Raw genomic sequence first — 13,512 nt, forward strand, 5'->3', positions numbered from 1 at the left:
GTCCGCCGCCGAGCCCCCATGGAGACCCCCGCATGTCCGAGCCCGCCACCCCGGAACACCCGCAGAGCAACGAGCAGAAGCTGGCCGACTACCTGAAGTGGGTCACCCGTGACCTCACCAAGGCCAGGCGGCGCATCGCCGAACTCGAAGCGGCCGACCGCGAGCCCATCGCCGTGGTGTCCGCCGCCTGCCGCTATCCCGGCGGCGCCGACACTCCCGAGGCCCTGTGGCGGCTCGTCGCCGACGGCACCGACGCCACCTCGGACTTTCCCACCGACCGGGGCTGGGATCTGGAGGGCGTCTACGACCCGGAACCGGGCACGCCGGGCCGTACCTACACCAGGCGGGGAGCGTTCCTGCACGAAGCGCCGCTGTTCGACGCCGCGTTCTTCGGTATCTCGCCGCGCGAGGCCCTGGCCATGGACCCGCAGCAGCGCCTCCTTCTGGAGGTGGCCTGGGAGGCACTGGAGCGCGCCGGTATCCCGCCCGCGTCGCTGCGTGGCAGCGACACCGCCGTCTACGCCGGGCTGGCCGGACAGACCTACACCGACATGGACCGCGAGGACCCGGAGGCCGCCGGCTACCTGATGACCGGCACCGAGCCCGGCGTCGCCTCCGGCCGGATCGCCTACACCCTGGGCTTTGAGGGCCCCGCCGTCACGGTGGACACCGCCTGTTCGTCCTCGCTGACGGCCATCCACCTGGCCTGCCGGGCGCTGCGGCGCGGCGAGTCCCGCATGGCGCTCGCCGGGGGCGCGACCGTACTGGCCACGCCCGGCGCGTTCGTGGACTTCGCGACCCAGCGGGGGCTCGCCCCCGACGGCCGCTGCAAATCCTTCGCGGACGCGGCGGACGGCACCGGCTGGTCCGAGGGCGCGGGCCTGGTCGTCCTGGAACGCCTCTCCGACGCGCGCCGCAACGGCCACCCGGTGCTCGCGGTGATCCGTGGCACGGCGGTCAACCAGGACGGGGCGTCCAACGGCCTCACCGCCCCCAGCGGCCCGGCCCAGCAGCGCGTCATCCAGCAGGCGCTGGCCGACGCCGGGCTGACACCGGCCGACGTGGACGCGGTCGAGGGGCACGGCACGGGGACGAAGCTGGGCGACCCGATCGAGGTGCGGGCGCTGCTCGCCACCTACGGCCAGGACCGGCCCGAAGACCGTCCGCTGCTGCTCGGATCGCTCAAGTCGGCCATCGGGCACGCCTCGGCCGCGGCCGGGATCGGCGGCCTGATCAAGATGATCATGGCGCTGCGGAACGGTGTGCTGCCTGCCTCCCTGCACATCGACAAGCCCACGTCGATCGTGAACTGGTCCTCCGGCGGGGTGGAGCTGCTGACCGAGTCCCGGCCCTGGCCCCACGGCGAGCGCACGCGCCGCGCGGGGATCTCCTCCTTCGGCGTCAGCGGCACCAACGCCCACCTCATCGTGGAAGAGGTAGCGGAGCCGGTGGACGAGGAGGCGCCGCCCGAGGCGCCGTCCGAGAGCGGGCGCGCCCTGCCGTTCCTGCTCTCCGCCCGTGACCCGCGGGCGCTGCGGGCGCAGGCACGGAAACTGCGCGGCGCCGTGGAAGAGAACTCCGTTGGTCTCGGCCCCGTCGCCAAGGCGCTGGCCCTCACCCGTACGGCCATGGAACACCGCGCGGTCGTGGTGGCCGGTGACCGGGCGGCCCTGCTGGATGGCCTCGCGGCGCTCGCCGACGGCACTCCTTCGGGGGAGCCGCAGGCACACGGCGTGGCCCAGGGCGTGGCCGGGTCCGACCGCCGTACCGCCTTCCTGTTCACCGGCCAGGGCGCCCAGCGCGCCGCGATGGGCAGCCAACTCGCCGCCGCCTTCCCGCAGTTCGCCGAAGCCTATGACGATGTGTGCGCGCGCTTCGACGCCGTGCTCGGGGGCTCGCTGAAGGGCCGGTCCCTGAAGGACGTGGTGCTCGCGGGCGGTGCGACGCTGGACCGCACCGAGTTCGCCCAGCCCGCCCTCTTCGCCTTCGAGATCGCCCTCTTCAGGCTGCTGGAGTCCTGGGGAGTGCGGCCCGATGTCGTCGCGGGTCACTCCCTCGGCGAGATCGCGGCGGCCCACGCCGCGGGCGCGCTCGGCCTGGACGACGCCGTCGCGCTGGTGGCCGCCCGTGGCGCGGTCATGCGGCGGCTGCCGGAGGACGGCGCGATGGTCGCCGTATCCGCGCCCGAGGCGGACGTGCTGCCGCTGCTGTCCGGCCGCGAGCACCTCGTGGGGATCGCCGCGGTCAACGGCCCGGCCGCCACCGTCCTGACCGGTGACCGCGCCGAGGTGCTGGCCCTCGCGGAAGAGCTGACCCGGCGCGGCGTCCGTACCCGGCGGTTGACGGTCGGTGGTGCCTTTCACTCGCCCCAGCTGGACGACCTGCTGGATGAGCTGCGGCCCATCGCCGCGCAGGTCAGCGCGGCCGAACCGGCGGTTCCGCTCGTCTCCATGCTCGACGGCGCGCCGGTCGGCGCCCGCACCCTGTCCGACCCGGACCACTGGGTCCGCCACGCCCGCCGACCGGTGCGCTTCGCCGACGCCGTACGTGCCCTCGCCGAGCGCGGCGTGGACACCTTCGTCGAGGTGGGTCCGGCGGGAGTGCTCACCGCGCTCGTCGGCGAAGTCCTCGGCGACCACCCGCACCTGGCGATCGCCCCCGTCCGCCGTGAGCACCCCGAGCCGGACACGGCGCTGCGTGCCCTGGGCGAACTGCATGTCCACGGCGTCGAGGCCGACTGGGAACGGCTCTTCGCCACCGCCGTCCCCGCCGTCGGCGACGGCCACCCGGACCTGCCGACGTACGCGTTCCAGCGGCAGCGCTTCTGGCTGCCGCCCGCCCGGCGCGGCGTCACGACCGGCCCGCAGCGACACCCGCTGCTGCACACCACGACGGACATCCCCGGCGCGGCGGGTCCGGACGGCGGTGACATCACGGTGATGACGGGCGAGGTGGCGTGCGGCACCATGGCCTCCGCCGCCGTCTTCGCCGAAGTGGCCCTGCGCGCGGGCGACGAGGTGGACCACCCCCTCGTAGAGAGCCTCGATCTGCTCCGCCCGCTGGAGACGGACGAGCGGACCGCTGCCGAACTCCAAGTCGTCGTCGGCCCGGACGATGGCTTCGGCCGCCGCCCGATGCGCGTACACGCCAGGCCCGGCGGCACGGAGGCCGACTGGGTGCGGTACGCCACCGGTGTGCTGGCCCGGGCGGGTGAGCCCGTACCGGACGCGCACGCGGGCCCGCCGACGGGGACGTCCGCGACGGCCCGCCTCGACGACGGCGACGTGGCGGAAAGCGGCGCCGACCACGCCCTGCACCCCCGCCTCCTCGACCACGTCCTGTCCGAACTGCTGCCCGGCACCCCGACCGAATGGCGCGGGCTGCGCTCGTACGCGACCGGTGCCACCGAGGTGTCGGCATCCGTAGAGCCGCTGGGCGATGGAGAGTTCGCGCTCGTGGTACGTGGCGCGGGCGGCCGGGTCGTCCTCAGCGCCGATGCCGTCGTGTGCGGGGCCGCCCCGACGGGCGAGGCGTCGGCTCAGATACCGGACGCGCTCTTCAAGCGCGTATGGACACCCGTGGTGACGGACCCCCGGGACCGCGCCCCGCTGCGGTGGGGCGTCCTGGGGGAGAGGCAGGACCTCCCCGGCGCCGTCCGGTACGCCGACGCCGCTGCCGTACGGAAGGCGGTGTCGGACGGCGAGCGGCCCGACGCCGTCGTGCTCCCCGCCGTTGCCCACGCCACCTCTCCACGGGACACGGCGAACGCCGCCGCCTCGGCGCGGGACGGCCTGCTGCGGGTGCTGCCGCTGGTCCGGCAGTGGCTCGCCGAGGACGGGCTCGCCGAGGTCCCGCTCGTCGTGCTGACGCGGGGCGCGGTGGGCGAGGGGCTGGACGACCACGGACCCGAGCCGCTCGGGGCGGCGGTCCATGGCCTGCTCGGCTCCGCGCAGTCGGAGCACCCCGGCCGGATCGTCCTCGTAGACACCGAGGCCGGGTCCGGCGGCGATCTGCCGCAGGCCCTGGCGCACGCCCTGGCTACCGGCGCGCCCCAGGCCGCCGTACGCGCGGGCCGCGTCTTCGTCCCCCGCCTGACCCGAGTCCCCGCTCCTCAGCTGAACGCGCCCGACGCCTGGAACCCGGACGGCACCGTCCTGATCACCGGCGGCACCGGTGCCCTCGGCGCCCTGTTCGCCCGGCACCTGGCCGCCACCCGTGGCGCGCGCCGACTGCTGCTGCTCAGCCGCAGCGGACCCGACGCGCCCGGCGCCGCCGAGCTGATCGCCGACCTGGCGCGGGCGGGCGCGCACGCCGAGGCCGTCGCCTGCGACGCCGCCGACCGGGACGCGCTGGCCGCCGTGCTCGACCGCATCCCCGCCGCACACCCGCTGACCGCCGTCGTCCACACCGCGGGCGTACTCGACGACGGCCTGATCACCACCCTCACCCCCGAGCGCCTGGACGCCGTCTGGCGCGCCAAGGCCGAGGCCGCGTGGAACCTGCATGACGTGACGGCCGGTCACAGCCTGGCGGCCTTCGTGCTGTTCTCCTCCGTCGCCGGACTGTTCGGCGGCCCGGGACAGGCCAACTACGCGGCAGCCAACGCGTTCCTCGACGCGCTGGCCGGGCACCGGGCCGCCCTCGGACTGCCCGCGACCTCGATGGCCTGGGGCCTGTGGCAGCTGGATGCCGGGCTCGGCGGCCACCTCGGCGCGGCCGACCTGGCCCGCATCGCCCGCGAGGGCTTCGCCCCTGTCACCCCCGACGCCGGACCGGCTCTGTTCGACGCCGCGCTGCGCACCGACCTGCCCGTGGTCGCCGCCAGCCCGCTCGACCTGGACACCGTGCGGACCTCCGAACGCGTCCATCCGCTGCTGCGCACCCTGGCGCGTACGGCGGGCCGCCGCAGCGCCATGGCCCAGGGTGCGACGGCCGGCATCCCGGCCGAGGACTACGCCGCTCTGCCCGCCGAGCGCCGCGCACCGGCCGTCCTGGACCTGGTGACCTCCGGCATCGCGCTCGCCCTGGGCCATCGCGAGCCGGTCGACCCCCAATTCCCCCTGCACGACGCCGGGCTCGACTCGCTGTCCACGATCCAGCTCCGCAACCACCTGGCCGCCGCCACCGGACTGAGCGTCCCGCTCTCCCTCGTCTTCAACCACTCCGCCCCGCAGGGCATCGCCGACGCCCTCCTCGCTCAACTCGGCGCGGAGGAGGAAGAGGTGCCGGTGGACCATCCCGGCGGGGAGGGTACGGGGCCGGACTTCTCCGCCGATCTCCACCTCCCCGACGACGTCCGCCCGGCCGCCACCGTCGTACGCGAGGCCAGCGACCCGCACCGGGTGCTGCTCACCGGCGCCACCGGCTTCCTCGGCGCCTTTCTGCTGCGCGACCTGATGGCCACCACCAGTGCCGTCGTGCACTGCCTGGTGCGCGCGGCGAGCGAAGAGGAAGGGCGGGAACGGCTGCTGCGCAACCTGGAGTGGTACCGCGTGGCCGACGAGATCGACCTGAACCGCGTCGCGATCGAGACCGGCGACCTGGCCGAACCGGAACTCGGACTCACCCCCGGCCGCTTCGACGAACTGGCCCGCCGCGCCGACGTCGTCTTCCACGCGGGCGCACAGGTCCACTGGCTCAAGCCGTACGAGGTGATGCGCGAGGCCAACGTCGGCGGCACCCGCGAAGTGCTCCGGCTCGCCGCGCTGCACCGCACGGTGCCCGTGCACTACCTCTCCTCCACCGGAGTCTTCACCGGCCCGCGACCCGACGGCGCCCCGCTGCGCCCGGCCGACCCCATCGGGCCCGGCGCGGCGCTGCCCAGCGGCTACCGGCAGACCAAGTGGGCGGGCGAACAACTCGTCGGCATCGCCCGCGAACGCGGCCTGCCGGTGACCGTCCACCGCGTGGACGTGGTGTGCGGCGATCAGAAGCACGGCGCATGCCAGACCCAGGACTTCGTCTGGCTGAGTGTCCGGGGCATGCTCCAGGCCGGTGCCGTACCGGAGGACATGCGCGGCAGCTTCCCCATGGTGCCGGTCGACTACGTGAGCGCCGCGGTCCTCGCCCTCTCGCGCCGCCCGGACGCGGCCGGCCGCACCTATCACCTCTCCAACGACAACCCCGTCGCGCTCACCGACATCGTGCAGCGCCTGCGGGAGACGGGCTACGACCTTCCTCGGACCGACCGCGCCACCTGGACCGCCCGCGTCACCGGCGACCCCGCCAACGCCCTGGTCCCGCTGCTCGACTCATTCGAGGCGGTGACGACATCGGAAGAGGAGGCCTACCCGCTCATGGACAGCTCCGCGACCGCCCGCGCCCTGGACGGCACCGGCATCGCCTGCCCCGAGTCGGTGGCCGAACTCACCCACCTCTACGCCGACTTCTTCCGCGCTGCGGGCTACTTCCCCGCACCCGTGAACCGGCCCGACCGCGCGGGCCATTCCGATGGTGCGGGGAGTGGCGGTGTCTGATCAGCCGGGCGGGTGCCGACGGCAGAATTCGGCGACGCGCTCCAGCTCGACCAGGCGCGTGGCGGGGGTCTCCGCCAGGATGAGGTAGTGAACGCCGGTGCGGTCGAGATCGGCGAACGCCTGGGGAGAGGCATCCAGTTTCCGAAGGCTGCACTCCAGGAGGTCCGGGACCGGTCTGCTGGTGGCGGCGGCGAGATGCAGCGCCTCCATCCGCAGATGGGTCGCCACCTGCGGGTGGCCGTCGGCCACCGTGGCGAGCCAGCCGACGGCGGCCCGGTGCACGCAGGCCCGTTCGTCCGACGGCACCCGGCTCCGGGCGACCTGGCGGTCGGTCTCGTGGCGGAAGCCGTAGCGGTGGCCGACGGGCGCGGCCGGCGGGGGGTCCGTGTCCCGGGCCACCAGCACACCGTGGTCCACGAGTTCCTCCAGCGGCCCGGTGACCTCCTCGTGGCGGCGGCCCCCGGCCGCGGCGACTGCCGTCGACCACGCGGCCTCGCCCAGCACCGCCACATCGCAGGCCACGCGGCGCAACGGCTCCGGCAGCGCGTCCAGCCGTGCGGCGGTGAACCGCCGCACCTCACCGGGCAGCGCGGCCTCACCGGCCCCCGGCCGCTCCGCCGTGGCCGGGTCGAGCAGATCCCGTATGTAGGCGGCCACGACCCGCGGATTGCCGGGGACCACGGCGGCCAGCGCACCGGCGAAGTGTTCATTCGCCGAAGGGAGGCGGGGGTGTCGCGGCCCCTGACCGGCGGAGCCCGCGTCCGGGGCGTCCAGCACCGTTGTCAGATAGCGGCGTACGGCAGCGGCGCCGAGGTGCTTCAGCGACATGGTGCGGGACTGCCGCACCGACTCCCAGTGCGGCCTGCGCTCCAGCAGCGCGGGCCGGGCCCCGGCGACCACCAGCAGCGCACCCCGTCGTCCCCGCGCCGGGACCACGGCAAGGCCCTCGACGAGGTCGAGCACCGCGTCATCGGCGAAGTCCAGCTCGTCCACGACCACGACCAAGCGCCGGTGCGTCGCCGTCCCGGCCATGAACTTCCACCATGCGAAGAGCACTTCGTGCGGCACCATGGGCGGTTCCAGCAGCCGGTCCCCGCCGATCAGCGGGTGCAGCCGGATCAGCGTCCTCTCCTCGTCCTGCGGAGCCGCACGCCGCACCGCCTCGTACAGTTTCTCGCGCGCAGTCTGGGGCGAGTCGCCGTCCTCGATGCCGCAGCAGCGGCGTAGTCCCTGGGCCAGTACGGTGAGGGTGGAGCCGTCGACCAGCGTGGCGGGCGCGCGCAACACGAGCGGGGCGCCGGGCCCGGGGAGCTGCGCGGCCCGGGCCGCGAACTCGTCGATCAGCCGGCTCTTGCCCAGGCCTGCCTCGCCGATCACGGTCACCACGCGCGGCCCCTCCTCCCCTTCCGGCTCGCTCAACAGGTCCATCAGTGACGCCAGTTCGTCATCCCGGCCGATGAGGGGAGCGGGGTGGCCGTCCGGCCGGGGGTCCCGGGTGCCGACGGCCTCCCAGCACCCCTCGGGTACGGCCGGCCGGTAGACGATGGCCGATCGCGTGCAGTGCCGGGTGGCCTCCGTGACGTACACCGTGTGCTCGGGCACTCGCGGCAGAAGCCCGTGGCACGTGTCGACCACGGCCCCGGTGACCGCTAACGGCGTCGCCGGAACCGAGGAGTGACGGGTCACCACATCCCCGGTGGCCACCACGGCCCGGACGCCCAGCGAGGGGGCCGCCCACCGGGTGTGGGCGAAGCGGTAGCGGACCGCCAGGGCCGCCGAGACGGCGCGGCGGGCGTGGTTCTGGTTGTGGGGGCGCGGGTCGGCGAACAGGACGAGCCAGGTCGCGCCGAGCCGGGCCACGACGTTGCCGCCGAACCGCGCCGCCTCTTCGAGCGCCACCCGGTCCACCTCGGCCAGCGGGCCGTCCGAGCCGTCCTCCTCGTGGCGGCCCTCTCCTGATGTCGCCCGCAGCATCAGGACGGTGGCCTGCGTGCGGACGCCCGCCGGGAAGGTGCGGCGGTCCCGGCGGACGGACTCCGGCGCCGGTTTGGGCCGCAGGTCCGGAGCCTGCGGCGGGTGCGGGCCGTCCGTCAGGGCTACCGCCGTGGGCTCGTGCGCGGCCTGCGACAGTTCCGGGGCGTGTGCGAGGATCGCCGACTCCAGCTCCTGGAGCGCGCGCCCGGGCTCCAGGCCCAGGGTCTCCGCGAGCGAGGACTCCGCCCGGCGGTAGACGGCCAGCGCCTCGGCCTGCCGCCCGCCCCGGTACAGCGCCGTCATCAGCTGCTCCAGCAGCCGCTCCCGGCGGGGCTCGGCCCGTACCGCCTCCTGCAGCTCGGCGAGCACCGTGTCGTGGTGCCCCAGCCGCAACTCGGCGTCGAAGAAGTCCTCCAGCACATCGAGCCGGGACTCCTCCAGCGCGCGCAGCTCGGGCCAGGAGAAGCCCGCCTCGGCGAGGTCGGCCAGCGCCCGTCCCCGCCACAGCGCCAGCGCCCGGTGCCACAGCCCGGAGGCGGCGCGCACCGAGCCCTCGGCGAAGCTCGCCCGCCCCTGATCCGTCAGCTCCTGGAATCTGAGCAGATCCACGTCTCCGGCGTCGGCACGCAGCAGATAGCCCGGCGCGCAGGTGACCAGCTCCGGCCCCCGGCCGCGCGTCCGCCCCTGTGACAGCGCGGCGCGCAGGTGCCACACCGCGTTCTGCAGCCCCTTGCGGGCGGAGGGCGGCGGGTGGTCGCCCCACAGCGCGCCGATCAGCCTGCTCGTCGGTACGGCCTGGCCGCAGTGGAGCAGCAGATAGCCCAGCACCGCGCGGCGCCGCGGCCCGCCCAGCGGCACGGTCGCCCCGTCCCGTATCACTTCCAGCGACCCCAGGACGCGGAAATCGGTGGGTGTGGCGTCAGCAGTCACAGTGGCCGCCCTCCTGGTGGTGACGGAACCCGCTGAACGGCTCGATCAGGGATGGGGCATGGGAGAGCACCGCGGTGTGCACCCGCTGCAGCTCCCGGCACGGCTCGTGCCCGGTGCGGGCGGCCACCGCACTGCGCGTGCGGCGATAGGCGCTGAGCGCGTCCACCTGCCGTCCGCGCCGGTACAGCGCGAGCATGAACATGCCTGCCAGATGGGCGTGTTCTGGGTTCTCCTCCAGCAGTACCGAAAGCTCCCGGATCACCTCGTGATCGCGCCCGAGCGCCAGATCGGCGGTGATCCGGCCCTCCAGCGCGGCCCACCACTCCTCTCGTACGGCCTGGCGCTCCGGCCAGTCCAGGTGCTGGTCGGTGAAGTCGGCCAGCACATCGCCGCGCCACAGCGCCAGCGCGCGGCTGAGGGTGCGCGAGGCTAACTCCCAATCTCCCGCCGACAGACCGCGCTCACCCGCGATCCTCAGAGCCGAGAATCGTTCGAGATCGACGTGCTCCGGGTCCACCCGCAGCTGATACCCCTGGCCGCCCGGCGCCCGCGCGGTGGACACCACCGACGCCGATCCGGCACACAGGCCGTCCGCTGCCGACAGCACGCCACGCAGCGCGGACACCGCGTTGCGCACCATTTTCCGGGCGGTGCTCGGCACATCGACGGGCCACAGGGCTTCGGTGAGCCGGTGGACGGACACCGTCTCGTTGGGATGGAGGAGCAGGAAGCCGAGTACGGTACGGGCTCTCGCGGCGCCGAGTGGGGTCGGCACACCGTCGTGCACGACCTCCAGAGGCCCCAGCAGATTCATCTGCACGATGCGGCTCCGGGAGTTCGCGGTTCGTCGCTGATCCAGCTGAGCGGGGAGCGTCAGGCTCACACCCTGTCCCGGACGGCGGCGGGCGCCGGACGGTCCAGCATCGTGGCGCAGCGGTACAGCTCCCTGGCCAACTTGTCGCAACGGGAGAGAAGGTCCTCGTTCGGCCCCCGGGTGCCGCCCGGGCCCGGCCCGAAGTCATCCGGGCAGCCCGCGACCTGAGTGGGCACCACCCAGCCGCCCAGCGCCTTCGCCACCGTACGCAGCTGCTCGCAGACCACGTTGCCGGTGCGCGGCCCGCTGCCGTGGGACAGCAGGCCGACGGCCCGGTTGCTGAACGCGTCCGGTGGCAGCTGGTCCAGCGCGGTCTTGAGCCGGCCCGAGTACCCGGCGTGGTGGACGGGGCTGGCCAGCACCACCGCGTCGGCCTCCGCCACAGCCTGGCGAAGCCCCTCGACCCCGCCGTCGTCCGAGGACAGGTCCACGGTGTCCACCGAACTGCCCAGGGCGCTGAGCGAACGACCCGCCACCACGGCGAGCGCGGCGGTCGAGGAGCGGGGGTTGGGACTGCCGGTGAGCACAAGTGCGTGCATGGTCAACGGCTCCTTTCTGTGCGGGCGGAGGGCGCCTCGTCAGGGGCGCGGGGCGGTGCCGGTACGCGGCTCCGCCCCGTGGGGCGCGACCATCCACGGTGGGCCCGCAGCTGACGAGCCGCGGAAGCTCACGCGGCGACGAGCATCCAAGGGCTCGCAGCCAACAGCGCTTGGCACGGCTTCCGCTCCGCAGGGCGCCGCACCGACGCCGCCCTTGCCGAAAGTATCATCTGCCCAGGTAGGAGGCGGTGCGCGCGGTCCGGGTGAGCCTGAGTCGGGTGTGGGCGGCGGCGGTGGTCAACGGGGAGGCGATGTGCTCAGCCGCCCTCCGGGGGCATCAGCACCGCTACGGCCTTCACCCGGCCCCGGCCCTCGAACCACAGGTTGAACGGGACCCTCGCGAGGGGCCGCAGCGCGGGCGGGTCGAGGACGGCGATGTGAATTCCCCCCTCGGCCATCCGGACCGTGCTCTTGGCGGGCACGGCCACCCGCCGCGCCCGCTGCGCGGTGCCCGGCTGCTTCCGGTCGGGCTTGCGCAGCATGGAGACCCCGAGTGCCGGGGAGTCGGCGAAGACCAGCGTGTCGTCGATGTTCCCGGTATTGCGGATCTCGAAGAACGCGGCGGCCGGCTGCCCGGCGGGCTGGAGGATCCAGCCGACGTTGACCCGGATCTTCGGCACGGGTTCGCCCGCCGCCCCGGTCGCCGTGTAGGCCGTGAGCAGTGCCAGCGCCACGGCGCAGGCGCCCGCCGGGATCAGGGCCGCCCGTGCTCCCCGGGCCAGCGCCGCTCGCAGGCGCCCTCCCGGACCGGGGCGGTCGACGTCCGCCTCCGGGTGTTCATCGGTCGCTGAGGACATCGCGATCCTTCCGTACAGTGCCGCGCTCGGCGGCGATGGGGGCGGCGGGTGACGATGGGTGGTCGGCCGGGGCGCCCGTCCGCCGCCTGCCGGGGTTGCAGGACCGCAGCCGCAGGCTGTTGACGACGACGAGGACGGAACTCGCGGACATGGCGGCTGCCGCGACCATGGGGTTGAGCCAGCCGGTCGCGGCCAGCGGGACGGTGACCACGTTGCAGCCGAAGGCCCAGGCCAGATTGGCGCGGATGGTGTTCGACTCGGCGCGCAGCTTCCGTACGATCTTCTCCTTCTCCTCCGGAGTCACCCCGGCGTGGACCGTGTCGATGCCCGCCTGCTCGGCCATGGCCCGGGCGGGCGCGGCCCCGTCGCCGCTCACCAGCACCGGCTCGATGCCCAGCGCGCGCACTTCACGCACCGCCGCGCGGCTGGTGGGGCGCAGGGTGTCGCCGACGGCCAGCACCGCTGCGGGCCGGTCGTCGATCTCCACGATCACGGCGGTGTGCGCGGCGCGCGCGGCGGCATCCCGTGCCTCGCGCAGTGCGTCCGGCAGAGGCTCCGATGGACGCGGGCGGCGTACGCGCACACGGTGGCCCTCGACGTGGCCGGACACCCCCTCTCCGGGGTGGGCCCGGAACTCCGTCACCTCCGGCAGACCGGCGCCGTCACCGGTCTTCTCGCGCCGGGCCGCCGCGACCACCGCGCGGCCGATGGGGTGTTCGGAGCCCTGTTCCACGGCCGCGGCCAGCCGGAGCACGGTGTCCACGCGGCGCAGTCGCTCCAGCGCCTCCGGGCCGCGGACGAGGACGCCGAGCTGTGCCCCGCGCCCGCTGGCCACGAGGAACGCGGTCGGTGTGGCCAGTCCCAGGGCGCAGGGGCAGGCCACGACGAGGACGGCCACGGCCGCGGTGACGGCCGACTCACCCGCCGCACCCGCGCCCAGCCAGAAGCTCAGCACGGTGGCGGCGATGGCCACGATGACCGGTACGAAGACGCCCGCCACCTGGTCGGCGAGCCGCTGCATCCGGGCCTTGCCCGCCTGGGCCTCGGTCACCAGCCGTGTGATGCGGGCGAGTTGAGTGTCGGCGCCGACCGCCGTGGCCCGTACGACGAGCAGACCGCCGGAGTTGACGGCCCCGCCGACGACGGCCGTGCCGGGCGTCACCTCGACCGGCACGCTCTCGCCGGTGACCAGGGACAGGTCCAGCGCCGAACCGCCCTCGACGACCACCCCGTCCGTGGCCACCTTCTCACCGGGGCGCACCACGAACTCCTGCCCCGTGGTGAGCGCGGACACCGGGATGCGGCGATTGCCGCCGGACTCCCGCAACTCCACGTCCTTGGCACCCAGTTCGGCGAGCGACCGCAGCGCCGAACCGCTCCGGTGCCGGACCGCCGCGTGCCGCAGGCCGCGCAACGCCCGCTGGTGGAAGGGCCAGGCGCCCCAGGTCGCGACCGGTGTGGCAAGGATGAAACACACCGGCTGCCACCGATCGAACTGCCACGAGGGAACCAGATCCACGTCCACGGTCGCCGGATGTGAGACCCGTGCGCACGTCATGCCACCGATCAGCAGGTCGGTGGTGCGCTCGGGCGCGTCGGACACGGCGCTCATCGCGCCCCTGCCCACGCGCGGTGACGCGGCGGTGATGCGGTATCGATCAACGGCATGGTCGGAACTCCCCACGAGCAGGCTCCCCGGAAACGGCTGGGTCCGCTCACGTGTACGGCCCGAGGACGCGGACCGCTCAACGCCCGGCGAGGCCCCGCGTCCGCCGGGGCGATGGTTGCCTTGGGCCGGGACGCGCGGCAGAGCGGTTGGTGGGAAGTGGAAGCGACCAAGGTCGCAACCTGTCCGGCGCAGT

Annotated in this window: 6 protein-coding genes; 1 reads left to right on the top strand and 5 read right to left on the bottom strand. The window is 74.5% G+C overall.

The window, feature by feature from the left end; genetic code table 11:
• The first annotated feature begins 32 nt into the window (after positions 1 to 32).
• Positions 33 to 6,476, top strand: coding sequence for a thioester reductase domain-containing protein (locus tag ACWC5C_RS37640; RefSeq protein WP_450883091.1), 6,444 nt, complete (start codon positions 33 to 35; stop codon positions 6,474 to 6,476).
• Here ACWC5C_RS37640 and ACWC5C_RS37645 read toward each other — a convergent pair whose 3' ends face one another.
• The 5 genes from ACWC5C_RS37645 to ACWC5C_RS37665 form a co-directional block, all read right to left on the bottom strand.
• Complete coding sequence (locus ACWC5C_RS37645) at positions 6,477 to 9,380, bottom strand: BTAD domain-containing putative transcriptional regulator (protein ID WP_450883093.1); 2,904 nt, start codon at positions 9,378 to 9,380, stop codon at positions 6,477 to 6,479.
• Positions 9,370 to 10,194: an AfsR/SARP family transcriptional regulator gene (locus ACWC5C_RS37650; RefSeq protein ID WP_450883131.1), complete on the bottom strand. Its 825-nt coding sequence runs from the start codon at positions 10,192 to 10,194 to the stop codon at positions 9,370 to 9,372. Before ACWC5C_RS37650 ends, ACWC5C_RS37645 begins: the two co-directional genes overlap by 11 nt.
• A gap of 65 nt (positions 10,195 to 10,259) precedes the next feature.
• Entirely contained in the window at positions 10,260 to 10,793 is a 534-nt protein-coding gene (locus ACWC5C_RS37655; RefSeq protein WP_450883095.1) for an NADPH-dependent FMN reductase, read from the bottom strand.
• 317 nt (positions 10,794 to 11,110) lie between these two features.
• The gene (locus ACWC5C_RS37660) at positions 11,111 to 11,650 is read right to left on the bottom strand and encodes a copper chaperone PCu(A)C (RefSeq protein ID WP_450883097.1); all 540 of its coding nucleotides are present in this window, start codon (positions 11,648 to 11,650) and stop codon (positions 11,111 to 11,113) included.
• Positions 11,631 to 13,262, bottom strand: coding sequence for a heavy metal translocating P-type ATPase (locus tag ACWC5C_RS37665; protein ID WP_450883099.1), 1,632 nt, complete (start codon positions 13,260 to 13,262; stop codon positions 11,631 to 11,633). Before ACWC5C_RS37665 ends, ACWC5C_RS37660 begins: the two co-directional genes overlap by 20 nt.
• Positions 13,263 to 13,512 lie beyond the last annotated feature (250 nt).

The sequence above is a fragment of the Streptomyces sp. NPDC001700 genome (genome assembly GCF_053596435.1).

Excerpts from the sequence above, each read along its gene's own strand:
- ACWC5C_RS37650 (WP_450883131.1), bottom strand. The coding sequence starts at position 10,194 with ATGAATCTGCTGGGGCCTCTGGAGGTCGTGCACGACGGTGTGCCGACC.
- ACWC5C_RS37640 (WP_450883091.1), top strand. The coding sequence starts at position 33 with ATGTCCGAGCCCGCCACCCCGGAACACCCGCAGAGCAACGAGCAGAAG.
- ACWC5C_RS37655 (WP_450883095.1), bottom strand. The coding sequence starts at position 10,793 with ATGCACGCACTTGTGCTCACCGGCAGTCCCAACCCCCGCTCCTCGACC.
- ACWC5C_RS37660 (WP_450883097.1), bottom strand. The coding sequence starts at position 11,650 with ATGTCCTCAGCGACCGATGAACACCCGGAGGCGGACGTCGACCGCCCC.
- ACWC5C_RS37665 (WP_450883099.1), bottom strand. The coding sequence starts at position 13,262 with ATGAGCGCCGTGTCCGACGCGCCCGAGCGCACCACCGACCTGCTGATC.